The 20,453-nt window shown below is 41.1% G+C and carries 11 protein-coding genes, 1 tRNA gene, 3 rRNA genes and 1 pseudogene; 7 read left to right on the plus strand and 9 right to left on the minus strand.

Going from position 1 to position 20,453, the window contains the following annotated elements:
- Positions 1 to 3 precede the first annotated feature (3 nt).
- The 3 genes from yihI to ACAY00_RS14470 all read right to left on the minus strand — a co-directional run bounded on the left by yihI (position 4) and on the right by ACAY00_RS14470 (position 3,748).
- On the minus strand, positions 4 to 573 hold the full coding sequence (gene yihI, locus ACAY00_RS14460; RefSeq protein ID WP_371375248.1) for a Der GTPase-activating protein YihI: 570 nt from the start codon (positions 571 to 573) through the stop codon (positions 4 to 6).
- A gap of 762 nt (positions 574 to 1,335) precedes the next feature.
- A complete protein-coding gene (locus ACAY00_RS14465; protein ID WP_371375251.1) occupies positions 1,336 to 3,468 on the minus strand; it encodes a P-loop NTPase fold protein in 2,133 nt (710 codons plus the stop codon).
- A gap of 61 nt (positions 3,469 to 3,529) precedes the next feature.
- Positions 3,530 to 3,748, minus strand: a complete 219-nt coding sequence (locus ACAY00_RS14470) for a helix-turn-helix domain-containing protein (RefSeq protein ID WP_371375254.1) — start codon at positions 3,746 to 3,748, stop codon at positions 3,530 to 3,532.
- Between the two features lie 186 nt (positions 3,749 to 3,934).
- On the opposite strand from ACAY00_RS14470, the gene ACAY00_RS14475 reads away from it, so the two are divergent.
- From ACAY00_RS14475 to ACAY00_RS14490, 4 genes are read left to right on the plus strand one after another with little or no spacing between them, the layout of a single operon-like run.
- Positions 3,935 to 4,540, plus strand: coding sequence for a hypothetical protein (locus tag ACAY00_RS14475; RefSeq protein ID WP_371375257.1), 606 nt, complete (start codon positions 3,935 to 3,937; stop codon positions 4,538 to 4,540).
- A gap of 8 nt (positions 4,541 to 4,548) precedes the next feature.
- Positions 4,549 to 6,552 (plus strand): hypothetical protein, encoded by a 2,004-nt coding sequence (locus ACAY00_RS14480; RefSeq protein WP_371375259.1) that lies wholly within the window; start codon positions 4,549 to 4,551, stop codon positions 6,550 to 6,552.
- Positions 6,553 to 6,555: 3 nt separating this feature from the next.
- A complete protein-coding gene (locus ACAY00_RS14485; protein ID WP_371375262.1) occupies positions 6,556 to 7,434 on the plus strand; it encodes an AAA family ATPase in 879 nt (292 codons plus the stop codon).
- Positions 7,431 to 8,582 carry a TniQ family protein gene (locus tag ACAY00_RS14490; RefSeq protein WP_371375265.1) on the plus strand — a complete coding sequence of 384 codons (1,152 nt, stop codon included), beginning with the start codon at positions 7,431 to 7,433 and terminating at the stop codon, positions 8,580 to 8,582. The genes ACAY00_RS14485 and ACAY00_RS14490 overlap by 4 nt, the downstream gene beginning before the upstream one ends.
- A 154-nt stretch (positions 8,583 to 8,736) precedes the next feature.
- Here the strand turns inward: ACAY00_RS14490 and ACAY00_RS14495 are convergent.
- Positions 8,737 to 9,118 (minus strand): annotated as a pseudogene (locus ACAY00_RS14495) (DDE-type integrase/transposase/recombinase); the annotation flags it as partial.
- Between the two features lie 259 nt (positions 9,119 to 9,377).
- Here ACAY00_RS14495 and ACAY00_RS14500 point away from each other — a divergent pair.
- From ACAY00_RS14500 to ACAY00_RS14510, 3 genes are all read left to right on the plus strand, one after another.
- Positions 9,378 to 9,638, plus strand: coding sequence for a hypothetical protein (locus ACAY00_RS14500; RefSeq protein ID WP_371375267.1), 261 nt, complete (start codon positions 9,378 to 9,380; stop codon positions 9,636 to 9,638).
- 2 nt (positions 9,639 to 9,640) lie between these two features.
- Positions 9,641 to 11,401, plus strand: a complete 1,761-nt coding sequence (locus ACAY00_RS14505) for a hypothetical protein (protein WP_371375270.1) — start codon at positions 9,641 to 9,643, stop codon at positions 11,399 to 11,401.
- An 899-nt stretch (positions 11,402 to 12,300) separates the two neighbouring features.
- A complete protein-coding gene (locus ACAY00_RS14510) occupies positions 12,301 to 12,474 on the plus strand; it encodes an integrase core domain-containing protein (protein ID WP_371379760.1) in 174 nt (57 codons plus the stop codon).
- A 97-nt stretch (positions 12,475 to 12,571) separates the two neighbouring features.
- On the opposite strand, the gene ACAY00_RS14515 is transcribed toward ACAY00_RS14510, so the two are convergent.
- The 5 genes from ACAY00_RS14515 to glgX form a co-directional block, all read right to left on the minus strand.
- Positions 12,572 to 12,656: transfer RNA gene (locus ACAY00_RS14515), tRNA-Tyr, on the minus strand.
- A 10-nt stretch (positions 12,657 to 12,666) separates the two neighbouring features.
- A 5S ribosomal RNA gene (gene rrf / locus ACAY00_RS14520) occupies positions 12,667 to 12,781 on the minus strand.
- Between the two features lie 160 nt (positions 12,782 to 12,941).
- Positions 12,942 to 15,831 (minus strand): 23S ribosomal RNA (locus tag ACAY00_RS14525).
- Positions 15,832 to 16,243: 412 nt separating this feature from the next.
- Positions 16,244 to 17,783 (minus strand): 16S ribosomal RNA (locus ACAY00_RS14530).
- Together the 16S, 23S and 5S rRNA genes with 1 tRNA gene alongside form the textbook arrangement of a ribosomal RNA operon.
- A 560-nt stretch (positions 17,784 to 18,343) precedes the next feature.
- Complete coding sequence (gene glgX, locus ACAY00_RS14535) at positions 18,344 to 20,449, minus strand: glycogen debranching protein GlgX (RefSeq protein ID WP_371375273.1); 2,106 nt, start codon at positions 20,447 to 20,449, stop codon at positions 18,344 to 18,346.
- Positions 20,450 to 20,453: the final 4 nt, after the last annotated feature.

Below are 20,453 nucleotides of genomic sequence, written 5' to 3' on the forward strand. Positions count from 1 at the left end.
CCCTTATTGATCTTTGTAGTCATCAAAATTATAGCTGTCTAGCTTGTCCCACATATCATCTTCAGAATCGACGTCGGTATCGGTATCCTCGTCATCATCTTGTTCAAGATTCAATTGAGCGAGAAGCTGCTGGTATCTTGCTAAATTAGACTCTAGATAATCTTTCTCGTCATTAGTAAGCTCTTCTCCTGCTTCAGAGCGTTCAGACAAGGCATGCAATTCCATATTATTTTCAATGGCTAATAACTCTTGCTCTAGCGCTTCTGTGTTATCTTGAACATAGACCTTAGCAACTGAAGACTGCTTGGTTTGCACCTTGCTTGATTGGTTTTTAGGTTTTTCAACAATCGTCTGCACACCTAAGTCAATTGGCTTTTTACTACCAATACGTGGATCTTTACTCTGTGAGGATTGATTTTGGTCGGTCTTAGATTGCACAACCTGTTGACGACTGCCGGCCTTATTACCGGTCGATTTGCGCTTGCGTGCTTCTTTTTCAATTTTTTCAGGGCGCTTTAGATTAAGCTTCTTCATTAAAGCGCCTTCTTTACGTGATTTCTTACTTCTGGCCATAATTAAATATACTAGCTGTCTGTCGATAGCTATATTTTACGCCATTAGGGGTTAAAACAATAATTTTATCTTTAAAAGAGGGGGTTATTTATTGAACTAAGTGCTAACACTTAAAAATTAATCTTACGCTGAACGTGTGAAAGGTAAAAAATGGATAAAAAAAACGGTAGTCATAAACTACCGCTTTTCGGCAAACCTTTGCCAGTGTCTGGTATTCCAGCCCTGAATTCCTAATTCGCGTTCCTTCTTTTAGACACGTTTCCATACTTATTTTTTCTTTTCGGTCATCCTGACACTTTATTCACTGTCCATAACCCTATTGGGTACAACTTCAATGTTGTTCGATCATCCTAATCGCAATTTTTCAATCCCTGATAATCCCTATAGCATCCGTACTAACTATCCTGATTTTTTTTGATTTTATTTCTAAGTTACGTCCTGTAACTGTTAACAAATTGTACGCGAGTTAATGATTGTTACAATTAGTAAAAACTTTTAAAATTTAAATTAAATCGACGATAAAGCATAAACCATTGTTATTAAAGGAGTTAATGATTATTAGCTAGTGTTTTTTCAGCTTTTAACAGCAACACCAATGGTCAATGTCTCACAAAGTGGTGGGTATATGGGAATGTTACAATAAGGTTATGGGATATGTCACCCGAAAATAGAATCTCTTCCATCCTCGGTTATTTAAACTTTAGTAACCAAGTCATTATCTTTAGGATAAAGATAAATTAATAATCGCATTGGTTGCGAAAGCTACCACCTTTCACCTTCCGTACCATCTCTTAAGTAATATTTTTTTCCATCAAGAATACTATTTAAAGTTGCTTGTATATGAATGGGTTGGCTTGCAATATCTACTTGTCTTGCATGTTCTCGAAGAGTATCTATATCAAAAACGCCATTAAAACTAGTTTCATCAATAAGAGAGTAAGGGCCATTAGTTGAATCTCTGCCTGAATGTCCAATGATTTCAGCAACCCTAATAATTCCATCATCATTATTCAGGGTTTCAGACAAGAACTGTGCAGCCTTGTTTTTAGACGATCTCCATAGCTCGTAAAATATATGCGAATCAAAATCATGTTCGGTGTGTCTCTTTTCTTTCAATGATTTAACAGCAACATGTTGATAGTCAACCTCAAGCTGTTTAAGTTGGTTTTTAGAAATCCAAACCTCGCCACTACTTGTTTCTCCATAGATTTGAGATCGAACTTTTCGCAAGACATCTGCAGCCAATGGAGCACTTTCTAGCCTATTAACAAGCTGTTTTATAAGTGTAAATTTATCATCACTTTTAGTTATAACTGCATTTGTAACCCAGTTCATTCGACTGTATAGTTCTGTAGAAATGAAACCATAGTTGCTTTTTAGCTGCTCTATTAATTTGGGAGATGTAAGAAACGTATCATAAATACATGTCAAAATATCAAAGCTATTGGTTCTGCATTCTTTTGCATAATTCATTATCATTTCAAAGAATCGTTCTTCAGCACCTTCCGAAGTAACTCGATAAAGAAAACTACCTCTATCAATATCTCCAGAAATAAAACCTAAGATATCTTGATCTGAAATATATCCTACTGGTGTTTTATAATGAAATGCAATATGAAGCCTTTGCGGCGCAGACACTCTTCCCGCAGAGTCTGCATCTGCTTCGGAGACTTGATACATTGTAATATCGTCAGATTTTATAAGCGGAAAAATACTTCCTAGAAGCCCCGTCAATAAATAACGATCTCTATCATCGAATTCTTGTAAAATTTTCAGCCGTTCATCATTATACGATTCAACAACATCCTTAGGCTTATCAATTAAAAGCCCATCATTTGAAAATCTTTTTCCTATGTATGCTTCTGGTACTCTCTTAATGTGCTCATATATAGAGTTAGCTTTTGTTGAAATAATTGATAATGAAAAAAGATCTGTAAAACATACTTGCCCTTCAACTTGCTCTAATACAAACCTCAAGTGATTGAAAAACCGTTTTAATTCTCTAGGATTTCTAATAAGGTGTTTGAAGTACTTATGATAAACCCAGCTTAATCGATCTTGGTCAGATTCAAATCTGTCGTTTAAGTGTTTATTACTTAAACGCTCCAATTCAACATTAGCAAGTTCACTCATCCCCCTTTCGGAAATAACAGGAAGAGGTACTCTAAGCTGAACCACCTTATTTATATATTCCGACGTATTTACAATGCCATTATTATCTAAAACAGAGGTGAGGTAATTTGCATCAAAAGCTAATAAAAATGAAGTGCCTGAAAAATCAGCGACAGCTTTAACAAGGCGCAAAACTTGAAATGTTTCAGGTGGGGTTAACCTATCAATATCATCAATAATTACAACTATAGGGTTTTTAACTTCTTTGATTGCATCTACAACCTGTTTCTTTTTTCCTAAAAGGTCCAGTTCTTTTAATTTAGCAAGCTGTTCGGTTGCTTTTCCTGATGTTGATAATACGTTTTCAACTATTGAAGCCCAAGGTTCTGCACCAGGAATAAGCTTTGCAACACTGAAAAGCTTCGAATAAGCAATAAGCTCTTTCGCGGCTTTTGAAGCTACACTTGGGTTGTCCTGGACATTAAGTTGCGAAGAAAATTGGAGCAAAAAATCCTGAATTAGCGATTCAGGTCTACCAGCTAACCAAGGATTATATTCAATAATGATTGGTGCAGATTCTTTTTCATGTAAGGCGCATTTTATGAGATTAATTACTGACGTTTTTCCATAACCCCACTCACCTTCTAAAGAAACAGTCAAACAATCATCATCATGATTTAGCAGAAGTATATTTGCTAAATGATTAGCAAAATCAGACCTGTTTAGTAAATCAGGATCTTCAGACCCTCCATTTATCGGTTGATCGTTGTGGTAATTTCCCATTCATAACTCCTTTGAACATTGGGTAAATGCAGTCCAATATAGCCTTGGCTATCATTATTTTTTATGAATCAACCAGTTCCAATAGCTCACTAATACTTAAGTTAAATGCCTCAGCAATCAACATTAATTTGATGACGGTAATATTTACTTTACCAATTTCAATTTTACTTAGGTGACTTTGTGTCATACCTGTTAGATCAGATAGCTCTTCCTGACTCATAGATCTGCGAGTCCTTTCAAGCTTTATTGTTAATCCAAGCTTTTTGGCAAAATCATTCATCTACTTACCCTTACTATAAGTAGATAACTGTCTCACACCATATAAAACTTTGCTAAATACTATAATCCTACTAAAGTCATATAATACTATTTTAGTAGTTAAGTATGTGAAAAAGATCCCGTTAGTAACAATTTCTAGTTCAGATTAATATCTCTTAGAATTTGTACTAGTTAGAAAGGTTAAAGCGTGAATACACGTAAACTGCACAGAAAGCATAAATCGAAGCATCAAATAAATTTTTACAGCCGAAAAAATGGTTGCCATGTTTGGTGTGAATCTAATTTAGAGCGTAACTTTGCCCTAAGCTTAGAGTTTGATGGTAATGTGATTTGCTATACGACCCAACCAGGAACCATTAATGTTCATGGCCGAAGCTATACGCCAGACTTTCTAGTAATGTACAAATCTAAGCCAGCTGAATTTATCGAAGTAAAAATGTTCAGCGTGATCGATGGTGATGACGAATTCACTAGAAAATTTCAATTAAACCACTCTGCTATCAAGCAAGCGCTCCGCTTAAATTTAGTCTTAAAAACAGACATAGACTTAAGGAAAGTAAACCTATCGACTTTAGATAAGCTGTACCGGTTTCTAGATGTCGATATTCGCCATATATATATTGATGAAGATTTCCCTGAGTACACATCAATAGCCAAGCTGGCTATGTATCTAGAAAAAAATGCGATGGGCTCGATTCATGAGGCATGGGCAATGGTTGCCCAAAAAGTATATGCGCCTGTTGAATACTCTAATTTAAGCTACGAATCCGAAATAGTTCGCACCGGCTATTGAAGGCTACCATGCACCCTCAAATTTTCAAAAACGCTGTATTTGTAAATAACGCTGAAGAGCATTTCCGCGTAGTTACTTGCTCGGATACATCAGTCTTTTGTGAACCTGAAGGTCACTCTGGTAGTCCCCTAGCATTTACTATTAGTGACTTTGTAAACGAACTAAAAGAAGAAAAATTAGCTCGCGTATCTGACTTACCTGCAAATATCGAAAACCTTGACGCTTATCAGCAGAAACATTTTGAAAGAAGAGCGCCATATTTGCATTCGCTTTTATGGCTTGTAGGTGAAGGACATCAACCGACATCGGATGAAACCTATAAACTTTTGAAGAAAAAAGTAGAGGTAGATTACGGTACTTGTCGCCATCCCGGAAAATCAACTATTGGCAAGTGGTGGAAAGCATTTAAAGATGCTGGGAATGATATCAAAAAGGCGCTTCCTAGGCCGCCATCAGTTCCCAAAAGACTAGATAAAGCATCCAATGATGTCGTTGAACACTTCGCTACAGAAACCTGGCTAAAAGCTAACTCCCCTAACATAGCGCGAGGCTATGAGGCATACAAACTATTCGCCCAAGAAGCTTATATGAAACAAAGTAACGATATAAAAATTGCTAGTGAATCAACTTTCCGCCGACGCATCAAAGTTAATAAAGAAATAGACAGAGTAGCAAAGGCCGGTAACCACAATCAGTATCAGAAGGCTATCCGTACGTTGCTCAGAAAGATTAAAACATCAAGGCCATTAGAGCGAGTAGAATTAGATAGAGCAAGTTTTAATTTATCACTTCTCGATGATGATACTTTGCAGCCAACTGGATGTGTGAGTATTTACGCTGCAATTGACTGTTTCACTCGGTTGCCCATTGGCCTCACCGTCGAATTTGGAACCGCTGAAGATACTCGTGGTGTGGCCAAGTTAATAAAATCAATATTCATTCCAAATAAAGAATATGTTAATGCATACGGTAAACCTGAAAAGTTAATTGCCGATAACGGTCCTGGATTTAGTTCTTCCACGACACACCAGCTGACTGAAGATTTAAAAATAGAATATATCCGCACACCTACCGGTCAGCCATGGAAAAAGCCTTTTGTTGAGTCTTTCTTTAATACCCTTAGAAAAGAGTTTTTCGAAGGACTAGTAAGTAAAGACCAAAATGGCCAAATTCACATAGGTGTTTTGGGCTACCTAGGGAAGCGAACGGATACAGATTCACTTAAGCCTGAGATTGAAAACGTCAAAAAGGCTGCTCAAATCACCATTTCAGAATTTATGCTGGCTTTAAATGACTATTTACATACTTTTGTCACCAGCCCGCACTCTCAATTAAATGGTCTTGCGCCAATAACTGTTTGGAATAATGCTGAGTCTACCCATCCGTCAATAAATATTGGATATGAAAACGTTAAGCACCACTTCCGAACGGAGGAAACAGTAAGAACATTAAACGAACGAGGCAACATAAGCCTTGATTATCAGACATACTCAAGCACTGAATTAAAGGCTGTATATAACGATTTACGCCTAGTAGGCGATAAGAAAAGTCCCGATGTTATTGTTAAAAGAGATCTTGATGATGCGCGCGAAATTACCGTTATTTACAGATTACCAGGGGACTCCTGCTACCGACCGATTATAGTGCCTCACCAAGATATAGGTGATAGTGATACAGCTATTTCATTTGAAGAGCTGAACAGAGCCAGAGTGGAAACCAAACGAAGATCACCAGATATTGCACACTTTACGCGACGTCCTCAAAAAACTGCGAGACGGACTAGCACCCTAAAAACAGGAGATCTAAAGGAAGCGTTCGGCAAGTATGGTGATGTCCAAAGTGTGATTGAGGCAAATAACAAAAGAGAGCCTCTTAAGAGCAAAACCAAAGCTCCAGAAACTAAAGCTAGTAGCGCGGTTAAATCGAAGTCCTATAACCTCAAAGGTCAGCAGTTAGAACTTGATGAATACTATGACGACACTGAGTGGAACGAGCCTGAAAGTGATGATTAACCTATGTTTAACCACCCTAGATTGCAAGAACACCTAAATGTAATAAGACAGATACATCATTCAAGCTTAGCCTCAAAGTATTCTTTACTGATAATAGGTGAGTCAGGCGTTGGTAAGACTTTCTTAGCTAAGCATTATTTTGAACAAAATCCACCTATCGAACTAAGCGATAGGGCCATATTTCCTGTTTTATATTGCAAACTAGTGCAAACCAAAACTGCAAGTGACCTATTGCAGCAATTAATAATAGCGCTCGGTGCTATCCCCAACAAAGTAAACTCCAAAGCGTACTTAATTCAAGAGAGACTCATACACTTACTTAGAGAGCACCGTGTTGAGTTAATTATTATTGATGAAGTGCAAGAATGTTTGCCAGACATCGACGGTATCATGGCCCAACGGATGGCAAAACAATTTGCAGCCTTAATTGATTGCTCAAAGATTCCAATGATCTTGCTTGGCACACCAATGTCTTCAAGACTACTCGCATTAAAGTATGGTACCAAAGACAACTTAGTATATGGCGAAGAACAATTGTCTCGAAGATTTATAGCTGAACGTATGATTGAGCCAATCCCCCAACGTTGCCAAGCTTGGTTGGACTGTATTAATTACTTTTGTGGTAAGTATATTTTCAAAACCTTCTCTTTAGATGATAAACAGCTACTCAACCGAGTATACATAGCAACTAAAGGTAAGATTGGGCTAGTAAATAAGCTATTTTCTTTTCTACGCGCAGATAAAACAACGATAGACCTTACCGATCTATACGATAGCTTCCGGTTATCTATCAATTCAAAATCGATAAATCCTTTTGATGTTCAGCAATTAAGTAATACAGAGGTTACAGATTTGCTAGATAGTTGGAAGAACAAAACATGATGCTTTCAATAAGGCCAAAGCAATTACATGACGAAAATGTGATCGGTTATATCTACCGGCTTTCACTAGCCAACGGATTTCAAAATTTATATCAATGGCTACCAAGATCAATAGCAACAAGTCTTTCGCATGGGCATTTGTCTGCAACTAATAGTAAATACATACAAAATTTAACTGGTTGCCAGCTCAACACACAAACTCGATTATATAAAGGCAATCTATCACCATTGTTCGCTGTACCTATATTCTCACAACCCAGAATTTGTCCTAAATGCATCGAAGAATACGGATACTACAAACAATCTTGGCAATATTTGGAAGTGTTAATATGTAGTAAGCATCAATGTTTACTACTAGGAACCTGCCACTGCTGCGACAAGCAACTTGAATGGGGCGAAAGACTGATAACCGGATACTGTACCAACCCCGACTGCGGCAAACGATTACAAGTCAGGAATATTCCACTAACACTTGTTAATTTAACTTTTGAACAGGCTCTTGATTGCTTATTAGCTCACTATTTTTTATTGAACCCAGGCATCGCTCTGATTAAGAGGGATAAAGTAATTAAGCCACATCACTTCAATCGAAATCTGCGAGCTGGATTGGAGCTACTGAAAAACTTGCCATCCAAGCCAAGTAGGTTTGATGAACTAACCAACATCATCCAATCAAACTGCGGCTATCCGGATTCAATACGGTTGTTTCCGATAAACCTATTCGTTCGAAATTTATATGATAAAAACTGGCCAATAGTCCATAAGTTGAAAGGTATTGCCACAACTCGGGTTGAAGAAGGCAATAATCTTAATTCTATGGTGATGTTTAGTAAGCATGTCGCTGAATTATTAGGTGTTAATCTAACTGAGCTAAAGCGGATTACAGATGTTGTTTTGCCGGAGTTAGCCTATAAGAAAAAGCTATCTGCAATCTACCCCTTAGACATTAAGTCATTCATTCAGCCATTAATAGATAATCGTCAGAGTATTGTTGACTTCGAAGTATTTAATAGTGCCAAACAAAAAAGAAACCAAGCGAGATCACTTTACCAAGGGATTTATTTTGGCAAATTAAAATTTAATTATCATCCAAAAGATTCTTTACAAAATTCAATCATGCTAAGTTGTTACCAGGTAAAACATGATTAGCAATAAAACTATTCTCCGTTTTAACAATGACTTTAGACGAGTTGTAACAAACTTCTAGGCTGTATTCATGTTAGATGTGTTCTTCGCAACTGAATCAGAATACTTTTCTTAAAGAATTTGCATAATAAATTTCATATTTAATTGGTGACATATATTAGTTAGCGATATGAGGCCTTTTTACGTTGTAATACCTCATACACGCTCTGATATCATTTTTCATATGTTATCGAAGAACCGCTCGACCACAGCATTATTCCAACACGCGCCAACATCGTCCATGCTCGCTCGAATACCATAGCTGTTAAATAACCTACAATAGTCTGTTACTCGTATATTGTGAGCCTCGGTCACTATGAAACATCAGGCTATTAGGCGGTTGACGTAAGTTATATGCCTTAATCATTGCCTTACTTACCAAGTCGGTTGTCATGACAATACGGTGAGAATATAAGTCCATCACAACGGCTGGATACATCCAATCTACACCAGCTTTTAAATAGGTGACATCCCCCCGCCCAAACTTGATTAGGTGCAACAATTTTGACAAGGCTTGGTAATGTGTTATTGCGGGAACATTATTCTGCTGCCTTCGCTTTAATTTTTTATTCGTAATTAGCTACCCCCACGCTTCTACAGCCCAGTAAAAATGCGCACTTAAAATATTTTTCCAATTTTTCCTAGATACCCCTTGCAATCTAATGTATGTTGGTATAAGATTATTTATGTTAAATTGCCATTGACCCGCCTCGTTTGCGGTTGTATATTTGTATCTGTACTTATAGCAGGAGCAAATATATGACGTTCAACAAAATCCAACAGCTTTCCGAAAAATTAGAAACACAAGCAAAGCTTCAAGACTTAAAATCCGCTCGAATAAAAGCTGGCGTGACGTATGCTCTGCAGATTATCCATAGCCGTACCGGATCTATTTATCAAGTCAATCGTTCTCAATTGCGTGAATACATTACAAGTCTTCTTGAGATCGGTGGTGATTGTGATTTAGATGAATTTTTTGCTTTGATAAAAAATGATCTACGCGCAATGGAAGAGGTATAGCAATGTCGCACAATACTGTAGATCAATCGCCAGTGATGTTCGATGGTGTACGCTACCCGTCACAGACCCAGTTTTACGAAGCGTTGAACTCGCAGAGAGAGGACTTAGCCTCCGAAAGAACCTTTCAGGCTAATTGCAGTGCACTACGTCAAGAGCGCGGCTTGCAAAAAAAGGACTTGTTGAACATCCGAGATGAAGATGAGTTACAACCCCTCATCTCCTCTAAGAAAGCGAAACCGATTGTATTGCAGGTATCAAGTTCAAATCATTTTGTCAACTGCGAAACTTACAGCCAGTCTGAGGTGCTGAAAATACTATCTAATTTTTCAGAACTCTCTTTGTGCACTTTAGATCAGTTTAATCCTAGGGTCTCTAAGAGCTATCACAAATCCAATCGAGACGACTTTTGCCTTTCGGTAACAGAACAAGAACTTTTGAAGATGGCTACAAAGCCAAATGTTAAACCGGAAAATAAAAATTATGAGCTAGATGTCGACGGCACTGTGTACACAAAGCCAGCCGATGCTCTTAAAGCTTTGAAGGAAAATCCCCGTTACGATATTGATTGTTCGAGTAAAGACTTCGGAAATCGGCTATTAAAAGCCTACAACCGCTTAGTTAAGGAAGGTAAGCTAAAAAGTGGTCAGCCAATGAGACTGAATACTGAAGCACTAGTGAGCCTGTATGCTTATCGACGTAAAGAGAGCAATCTCTGTATCTGTTACCGTTTTATCGGAAAAAAATTGGTATTAGAAGAAGGAGTCTGGAAACGGCCAGTGTACTGTGGAGTTACCTCTCTAGTGAAAGAAGATCGGTGGAATCAGTACGAAGCAGAGATGAGTGCGGTAGCGCGCGGTAAAAAGAAAGGGAGGGCTGTAATTCTGTTCTTGCTTAATAATGGCGGCTTTGATTCAGTGGATATAGTCATAGAAGAACTTGGTACAGGATTAGTTCCGCGTTCCGAAGCAAATGCTTGGGAAAACGCCGAGGAATTAAAGCAGCAATATGATGAGGCCGTCCTAAACCTGAACAGCATTCCCGGTGGAGGCTCTTCAGATAAAAAAGAGTTTACCGAAGAATTGCAGCACAAGACATGGAATATTTTTATGACCCACCGGGAAAAAAAGGGGATGAGGGGTCAAGGAATAGATGTAGTAAGGCGAATGAAAGAACTCATACGCGGCGGGTATACCGAGCCATTTAGGGTTTATCATAATATTTTATCCGAAAATGTTGGCGACGAGTTCAGGTACTGGACTAAAGTCAAAGATTGTTTTCTTAAGCTAAAGGAAATGTCGGATAAGGCACATGAGTGTGTTGAGCAACACCCTAAAATTAAAGGCAAATACATAGGAATCGAATTTGACCCTAACGAGACGAAGGGCCCGCGATGGTATGTGTATTGGCAGTGTGACGATTGTACGAAGCGGACTGGGGATAAGGATAATCCTGTGATTCATAGTTCTCGATGGAGCTATCTCAGAGGGGGTGATAAAGGCTGTGAGGCCTGCAAAGGCATCAAACAGTCAGAACGTCAACGGATGCCCAAAAAAGAAGTAGTTAAGCGTTTTATAGCTGTAGGGTTAAGCTTGCCACCTGAGGAACTTGCCAAGCATGAGAGAAATACCACCAAAATGAGAGCTAGAGTTAACTGTGATTGCTCTGATGAGTTAGCTGATTGGCGCAATACTAGTGTTGATAAGCTCGGTAAGAATGTGAAGAGGTGCCGACATTGTAAGCAATTCGGAAAGGTGATGAGTTGAGTAGTTACCTTCAGTACTACCATACCAGACTAAAAAAGTTAGTCTGTAGTTTAAAGTCGTCAAGGCATTTGCGTGCTTTAAGAATATAGAACTCTTCATAAAATCACCTAACCTATTAATAACTTTTATAGCTAACACAGAGCGATCTGAAAAATACTTATGTATTATAATTCAATGAATTAAAATTTATAAAGTGGATTACTTTACTAAAAATGATCCACTTTGAGTAAGAAAGGTGAAATATAGTAAATCAAATATGATGGTTTACTAAGTTAAGACTAAGAAACCTATTAATTGGCGGCCAATTTTTAGAACCTAAGATAAGCTTTTTTCTTGTTTTCCTCATCATTGATACATGTGGTCAATATCTGAAGTCTAGGGTTACTCGCCCTATTTGTAATCAGAGGCACTGTCAGGCGTAGACCAGCACCTCATACAACGGCCACGGTAGCTTCCTAAAAGCCCCTATCTCTTTTCATAAGACAGAACCTCGTCACAAAAGAAAGCTAATTAAAAAGTATGAAAATACGAATAGGAATTATATTAAGCTTTAGATGAAAGAGATTCTCTCATCGATTGATATTTCCCAGTTATGGAAACAGTTATTTAATATGAGAATCTCAGTCACCGAACAAAGTGAACAAGAATTTTTGAACTAATAATAATATGATTTATGCCTGGGTAACAATACCTTCGGCACATGCTGTTCGTGTACTTGAGCGAATTGCTGCATATCGAGGCTACCCAAAGCGAGTGCGTATTGATAACGGGGCGGAATTTGTATCTTAAAATCTTGAGTTCTAGGCAGAAGAGCATGGTGTTAAGCTTGATTTCATTAAACCGGAAAGCCAACACAAAATGCTGTCATAGAGCGATTTAATCGTACTTCTCGAAATGAAATATTAGACCGTTATTTGTTTGAATCCTTGTTGTTTGAATCCTTGACGCAGGTTCGAGAAATAACCGATAGTTGGATTGATGAATACAATTATGAGCAGGCACATGAATCACTCAATGAGCTACCAGCTAAAATCTATGAACAACGATCAAAGGAAAACTCTAGCGAGATCTGATCTAAAAAAGGGGGATTACAGTACTAGACGCAATCGAGGTTGAATAATGTAAATTATTGAGTAAAAAAAACCAGCTAAATAGCTGGCTTTATAATGATGGTGGAGGGAGGTGGATTCGAACCACCGAAGGCTGAGCCGTCAGATTTACAGTCTGATCCCTTTGGCCACTCGGGAACCCCTCCAGAAATAGGAGCCTAGCGATGACCTACTCTCACATGGGAACTCCCACACTACCATCGGCGCTGTTGCGTTTCACTTCTGAGTTCGGCATGGGATCAGGTGGTTCCACAACGCTATTGTCGCTAGACAAAAACTTGTTAAACAATTTGAAATCTAATATTAAACGCTACTCAATTCTTACTTAATGCGTGAAGTACATGGATGTACAAATGTCGATATGCTTCATGGATGAACGCATTATATCGACGATTTTTCATGTCAAACCTACAAAACCTCTTGGGTGTTGTATGGTTAAGCCTCACGGGCAATTAGTATCAGTTAGCTCAAGGCCTCGCAACCCTTACACACCTGACCTATCAACGTCGTAGTCTCCGACGACCCTTTAGGGGACTCAAAGTCCCAGTGAGAACTCATCTCAAAGCCTGCTTCCCGCTTAGATGCTTTCAGCGGTTATCAGTTCCGAACATAGCTACCGGGCAATGCCATTGGCATGACAACCCGAACACCAGCGGTTCGTCCACTCCGGTCCTCTCGTACTAGGAGCAGCCCTCTTCAATTCTCAAACGCCCACGGCAGATAGGGACCGAACTGTCTCACGACGTTCTAAACCCAGCTCGCGTACCACTTTAAATGGCGAACAGCCATACCCTTGGGACCGACTTCAGCCCCAGGATGTGATGAGCCGACATCGAGGTGCCAAACACCGCCGTCGATATGAACTCTTGGGCGGTATCAGCCTGTTATCCCCGGAGTACCTTTTATCCGTTGAGCGATGGCCCTTCCATACAGAACCACCGGATCACTATGACCTACTTTCGTACCTGCTCGACGTGTCTGTCTCGCAGTTAAGCTGGCTTATGCCATTGCACTAACCGTACGATGTCCGACCGTACTTAGCCAACCTTCGTGCTCCTCCGTTACTCTTTGGGAGGAGACCGCCCCAGTCAAACTACCCACCAGACAGTGTCCCCAATCTCGATAAGAGACCTAGGTTAGAACATCACGCATACAAGGGTGGTATTTCAAGATTGGCTCCACAACATCTGGCGACGTTGCTTCAAAGCCTCCCACCTATCCTACACATGTAGGAGCAATGTTCACTGTCAAGCTATAGTAAAGGTTCACGGGGTCTTTCCGTCTAGCCGCGGGTATACGGCATCTTAACCGCAAATTCAATTTCACTGAGTCTCGGGTGGAGACAGTGTGGCCATGATTACGCCATTCGTGCAGGTCGGAACTTACCCGACAAGGAATTTCGCTACCTTAGGACCGTTATAGTTACGGCCGCCGTTTACCGGGGCTTCGATCATGAGCTTCGCTTGCGCTAACCCAATCAATTAACCTTCCGGCACCGGGCAGGCGTCACACCGTATACGTCATCTTTCGATTTTGCACAGTGCTGTGTTTTTAATAAACAGTTCCAGCCACCTGGTTACTTCGACTGACCTCAGCTTAAGGAGCAAGTCCCATCACCAAAGTCAGCGTACCTTCTCCCGAAGTTACGGTACTATTTTGCCTAGTTCCTTCACCCGAGTTCTCTCAAGCGCCTTAGTATTCTCTACCTAACCACCTGTGTCGGTTTGGGGTACGGTTCCTTATAATCTGATGCTTAGAAGCTTTTCCTGGAAGTAGGGCATCAACAACTTCAATTCCGTAGAATCTCGTCTCGTATCTCAGCCTTAAGAAGAACCGGATTTACCTAATTCTTCAGCCTACATACTTTCACATGGACAACCAACGCCATGCTTGCCTAGCCTGCTCCGTCCCTCCTTCGCAATTATAAGAAGTACAGAAATATTAATCTGTTTCCCATCGACTACGCGTTTCCGCCTCGCCTTAGGGGCCGACTTACCCTGCCCTGATTAACATGGGACAGGAAACCTTGGTCTTTCGGCGGGGGAGTTTTTCACTCCCCTTATCGTTACTCATGTCAGCATTCGCACTTCTGATACCTCCAGCATGCTTTACAACACACCTTCAACGGCTTACAGAACGCTCCCCTACCACTTGAACCTAAGTTCAAATCCGCAGCTTCGGTGCATAGTTTAGCCCCGTTACATCTTCCGCGCAGACCGACTCGACTAGTGAGCTATTACGCTTTCTTTAAAGGGTGGCTGCTTCTAAGCCAACCTCCTAGCTGTCTATGCCTTTCCACATCGTTTCCCACTTAACTATGACTTTGGGACCTTAGCTGGCGGTCTGGGTTGTTTCCCTTTCCACAACGGACGTTAGCACCCGCAGTGTGTCTCCCGGATAGTACTCATTGGTATTCGGAGTTTGCAAAGGGTTGGTAAGTCGGGATGACCCCCTAGCCTTAACAGTGCTCTACCCCCAATGGTATTCGTCCGAGGCTCTACCTAAATAGATTTCGGGGAGAACCAGCTATCTCCCGGCTTGATTAGCCTTTCACTCCGACCCACAGGTCATCACCGCATTTTTCAACATACGTGTGTTCGGTCCTCCAGTTGATGTTACTCAACCTTCAACCTGCCCATGGGTAGATCGCCGGGTTTCGGGTCTATGCCCTGCAACTAAACGCGCAGTTAACACTCGCTTTCGCTACGGCTCCCCTATTCGGTTAACCTTGCTACAGAACATAAGTCGCTGACCCATTATACAAAAGGTACGCAGTCACCTAACAAGTAGGCTTCCACTGCTTGTACGTATGCGGTTTCAGGTTCTATTTCACTCCCCTCACAGGGGTTCTTTTCGCCTTTCCCTCACGGTACTGGTTCACTATCGGTCAGTTAGGAGTATTTAGCCTTGGAGGATGGTCCCCCCATATTCAGTCAAGATTTCTCGTGTCCCGACCTACTCGATTTCACGGTAAGTTTATTTTCGTGTACGGGGCTATCACCCTGTATCGCTGCTCTTTCCAGAGCATTCCACTAATTTACAAACCGCTTAAGGGCTAATTCCCGTTCGCTCGCCGCTACTAAGGAAATCTCGGTTGATTTCTTTTCCTCGGGGTACTTAGATGTTTCAGTTCTCCCGGTTCGCCTCATTAAGCTATGTATTCACTTAATGATACCTGCCTTACGACAAGTGGGTTTCCCCATTCGGACATCTGTGCCTATAACGCCTTTTATCGGCTTAACACAGCTTTTCGCAGATTAACACGTCCTTCATCGCCTCTAACTGCCAAGGCATCCACCACATACGCTTAGTCACTTAACCATACAACCCCAAAAAGTTTTACTTTACGTAAAACAACTGAAACTCAGAGGACTAATTCTGAGAAAGTTGTAAAGTCTGACATTTTCACGCATTCAATAAGAATGTCTTGAGTATAAAAAATCAATAATCAAAGATTATTAATTAGTTTGAAAACACTAGGAATGTGTTTTCGTTTTGGTGCCTATATCATTTGATAACATCGTGCGACACGTTGTTATCGATACAAACACCGGGTTTAATATCAGCTTTCCAAATTGTTAAAGATGTCATATCTGCGCACATTCGGCAGTTATGTGAGTGAAAACTCAAAGATAAGCATCGGTGCTTATCTTTAAGTTTTCATCAATTGTTATCATGCTATTTGTGTGAACACTCGCAGTACTTTCGTACTCATTAAGTTGTCTACTTAAGGTAAGGAGGTGATCCAACCCCAGGTTCCCCTAGGGTTACCTTGTTACGACTTCACCCCAGTCATGAATCACAAAGTGGTAACCGTCCTCCCGAAGGTTAAACTAGCTACTTCTTTTGCAACCCACTCCCATGGTGTGACGGGCGGTGTGTACAAGGCCCGGGAACGTATTCACCGCGGCATTCTGATCCACGATTACTAGCGATTCCGACTTCATGGAGTCGAGTTGCAGACTCCAATCCGGACTACGACAGACTTTATGGGATTCGCTCCACCTCGCGGTCTTGCTGCCCTTTGTATCTGCCATTGTAGCACGTGTGTAGCCCATCCCGTAAGGGCCATGATGACTTGACGTCGTCCCCACCTTCCTCCGGTTTATCACCGGCAGTCTCCTTAAAGTTCCCACCCGAAGTGCTGGCAAATAAGGATAAGGGTTGCGCTCGTTGCGGGACTTAACCCAACATTTCACAACACGAGCTGACGACAGCCATGCAGCACCTGTCTCAGAGCTCCCGAAGGCACGAAGCTATCTCTAGCGACTTCTCTGGATGTCAAGGGATGGTAAGGTTCTTCGCGTTGCATCGAATTAAACCACATGCTCCACCGCTTGTGCGGGCCCCCGTCAATTCATTTGAGTTTTAACCTTGCGGCCGTACTCCCCAGGCGGTCAACTTATCGCGTTAGCTGCGCTACCCACGTCTTAAAGACACAAACAGCTAGTTGACATCGTTTACGGCGTGGACTACCAGGGTATCTAATCCTGTTTGCTCCCCACGCTTTCGTGCCTCAGCGTCAGTATTTGTCCAGGTGGCCGCCTTCGCCACTGATGTTCCTTCCAATCTCTACGCATTTCACCGCTACACTGGAAATTCCACCACCCTCTACAATACTCTAGACAGCCAGTTCGAAATGCAGTTCCAAGGTTGAGCCCTGGGCTTTCACATCTCGCTTAACAATCCGCCTACGCACGCTTTACGCCCAGTAATTCCGATTAACGCTCGCACCCTCCGTATTACCGCGGCTGCTGGCACGGAGTTAGCCGGTGCTTCTTCTGCGAGTAACGTCACAGCTAGCAGATATTAGCTACTAACCTTTCCTCCTCGCTGAAAGTGCTTTACAACCCGAAGGCCTTCTTCACACACGCGGCATGGCTGCATCAGGGTTTCCCCCATTGTGCAATATTCCCCACTGCTGCCTCCCGTAGGAGTCTGGGCCGTGTCTCAGTCCCAGTGTGGCTGATCATCCTCTCAAACCAGCTAGAGATCGTCGCCATGGTAGGCCTTTACCCCACCATCTAGCTAATCTCACTTGGGCTAATCTAAAGGCGAAAGGTCCGAAGATCCCCTCCTTTGGTCCGTAGACATTATGCGGTATTAGCAGTCGTTTCCAACTGTTGTCCCCCACCTCAAGGCATATTCCCAAGCATTACTCACCCGTCCGCCGCTCGTCATCTTCTAGCAAGCTAGAAATGTTACCGCTCGACTTGCATGTGTTAAGCCTGCCGCCAGCGTTCAATCTGAGCCATGATCAAACTCTTCAATTAAAAAGTTGTTTTTTGATTCCGAAGAATCGACTCAATGAATTTGCTGGTTGTTTTCACTTGAAAAGTAAAAACAAACTTTACATAAAACATATGTATATATTTTGTGTGTCATCATCATTAAGTTAATGTGCTACCGGTATAAATACTTAGTAGCTTTGTAAATCAATCTTAATGTGAGTGCCCACACAAATTGCATGATAACTAATTGTTAAAGAACTTAGATGAATACTCATCTAAAGAGCAAAAATCGCATTCGTTTTTGCCGTTGCTTTTCGTTGAAAGCGGATGCGCATTCTACGCATCTGAAGTTTAATGTCAACCGTTTTTAAAATCTTTTTTGAAAAAGTTTTTAAACCAGAATTTGCTTAAAACTCCCTTCACACTTGGCTTGTCAACCTTGTTGCCTAACCCCGTGGAAGTGGATGCGCATTTTAGGGATTTTCCCGTCCCCGTCAACTGTTTTTTTCAGGTTTATTGAAAATAGCGAACGTTCGCTCAAAAAGCGAACAATTAAGCATTCAAAACACCTTTAACGGCCGGCTTAATTAGGTGTTATCGATTTATTTCTGGTTGTATACGTATACTGTGCAGCTATATGGGTCTATGGTGAGCATTGTACTTGTCATTGGTGTTGCGGTCATTTCAGCTTTGTCATCAGCCGTGTTCAATAATAAACTCCAATCACCACCTATCTCTGGTAGCTGAAATTTACATTCATGGTCATGAGCATTAAAAATGATCATCAAGGCATCATCTTGATGCTCCTGTTGCTTTGATGGTGAATGCTCAGTATCGGCGAGTAAAAGAGCAAAGCACTTTAAAGAACGATTAACCCAATTGTTTTCGTTCATCGGCTCGCCATGACAATTAAACCAGCTCAAATCTTTTAAACCTGTTTTTTTAGATACGGTATGGCCATGCTGATATTGTAAACGGTTTAATAAAGGGTGGTTCTTACGAAACTGGATAAGTTGCTTAACAAACTCAACCTGTTCATTGCTCTCTGTTTGCCAATTGAACCAAGTGAGCTCATTGTCTTGACAATAAGCGTTATTGTTTCCGCGTTGTGAATGATTGCGCTCATCGCCGGCAAGCAGCATCGGTGAACCTTGGGATAAAAACAAGGTGGCTAAGATATTACGCTTTTGTTGCGTGCGTATTCGATTGATGGTTGGATCAGAGGTTTCACCTTCTACCCCATAATTGCAACTAAAGTTGCCATCATGGCCATCATGATTACCTTCACCATTGGCCTCATTGTGACGTTTTTCATAGGTAACCAAATCATGTAAGGTGTAGCCATCGTGGGCTGTTACGTAATTAATACTGGCAAATGGACGTCGTCCGCCATGTTCAAATAAATCAGCACTGCCATGGAGGCGACTTGCTAATTCGGGGAGCATGTTCTCATCACCACGCCAAAAGCGCCTAACCGCATCGCGAAATCGATCATTCCATTCCGACCAACCACCGGGGAATTGCCCCAATTTATAGCCATCTGTTCCGATGTCCCAAGGTTCTGCGATTAATTTAACGCCCGCAAGAGTTGGATCTTGTTTTAAAGCGGCAAAAAAAGACGAGTGCGAAAAGAAACTGTCGTTACCGTAATAATCTTTGCGCCCTAAAATGGTGGCTAAATCAAAACGAAAACCATCAACCCCCATGACATCAACCCAATAGCGCAAGCTGTCCATGACCAATTGTAAAACCCTTGGGTGACCCAGGTTTAAGGTATTGCCACAGCCAGAAAAATTCAGATAGAAGCGGTTATCTACAGGATCGAGGCGATAATAGCTTTTATTATCTATACCCTTAAAACTATACGTTGGCCCTAAATGATTGCCCTCTGCAGTATGGTTATAAACCACATCTAAAATAACTTGAATGCCTGCCTGATGAAAAGCCTGCACCATTTGTTGAAATTCGCTTAAATCTTGGGTGTGGCAGTATCTAGGTTCGGGCGCAAAAAAGCCAATTGAGTTGTAGCCCCAATAATTTTTAAGACCTTTTTCCAAAACAAACGATTCGTCAAAAAAAGCTTGTACTGGTAACAGTTCAATACTGGTGATGGCTAAATCTTGTAGATATTGAATCACCGAAGGTTGGCTTAAGGCTTTAAATGTGCCTCGCATTTGCACTGGCACCTCGGGGTTTAACTGAGTGAATCCTTTTACATGCGCTTCGTAAATAATGGTTTCGTTATCGGCAATATCAACGCGACTATTTAAGCCTGCAAGTTTTTCGGTGACCACACACTTAGGCATGACATCTGCGTTATCACTGGTATCTAAAATCAGATCTCGCTGGCTTGCACGCGTATCAAAGCCATAATGTTTTTTAGAATAGCCAAAGCTGCGGTTAAGTTGTTTGGCATAAGGGTCGAGCAAAAGTTTATGTGGATTAAAGCGATGGCCATGGTGAGGATCATAAGGGCCATAGACTCGATAACCATATAAAGTACCAGGCTTTATATTTGCGATGTAAGCATGCCAGACTTCGTCGGTGTATTCCGTAAAGGTAATGCGTTCGATTTCTTCTTCGGTGTCAGCGTCAAATAAACACAATTCAACCTTGCTCGCATGCGCCGAAAAGATGGCAAAATTGGTGCCGTTACCATCAAATGTTGCGCCAAGTGGATAGGGCTTACCTGGTGAAGTTACCGTCATTAAA

It is taken from the genome of Thalassotalea sp. 273M-4 (genome assembly GCF_041410465.1).
Taxonomy (GTDB): Bacteria; Pseudomonadota; Gammaproteobacteria; order Enterobacterales; family Alteromonadaceae; genus Thalassotalea_A; species Thalassotalea_A aquiviva.

What these genes read in the sequence shown, in the direction of transcription:
- yihI (WP_371375248.1), bottom strand. Translation starts at nt 573, where the DNA reads ATGGCCAGAAGTAAGAAATCACGTAAAGAAGGCGCTTTAATGAAGAAG.
- ACAY00_RS14485 (WP_371375262.1), top strand. Translation starts at nt 6,556, where the DNA reads ATGTTTAACCACCCTAGATTGCAAGAACACCTAAATGTAATAAGACAG.
- ACAY00_RS14500 (WP_371375267.1), top strand. Translation starts at nt 9,378, where the DNA reads ATGACGTTCAACAAAATCCAACAGCTTTCCGAAAAATTAGAAACACAA.
- ACAY00_RS14490 (WP_371375265.1), top strand. Translation starts at nt 7,431, where the DNA reads ATGATGCTTTCAATAAGGCCAAAGCAATTACATGACGAAAATGTGATC.
- ACAY00_RS14465 (WP_371375251.1), bottom strand. Translation starts at nt 3,468, where the DNA reads ATGGGAAATTACCACAACGATCAACCGATAAATGGAGGGTCTGAAGAT.
- ACAY00_RS14480 (WP_371375259.1), top strand. Translation starts at nt 4,549, where the DNA reads ATGCACCCTCAAATTTTCAAAAACGCTGTATTTGTAAATAACGCTGAA.
- ACAY00_RS14505 (WP_371375270.1), top strand. Translation starts at nt 9,641, where the DNA reads ATGTCGCACAATACTGTAGATCAATCGCCAGTGATGTTCGATGGTGTA.
- glgX (WP_371375273.1), bottom strand. Translation starts at nt 20,449, where the DNA reads ATGACGGTAACTTCACCAGGTAAGCCCTATCCACTTGGCGCAACATTT.
- ACAY00_RS14470 (WP_371375254.1), bottom strand. Translation starts at nt 3,748, where the DNA reads ATGAATGATTTTGCCAAAAAGCTTGGATTAACAATAAAGCTTGAAAGG.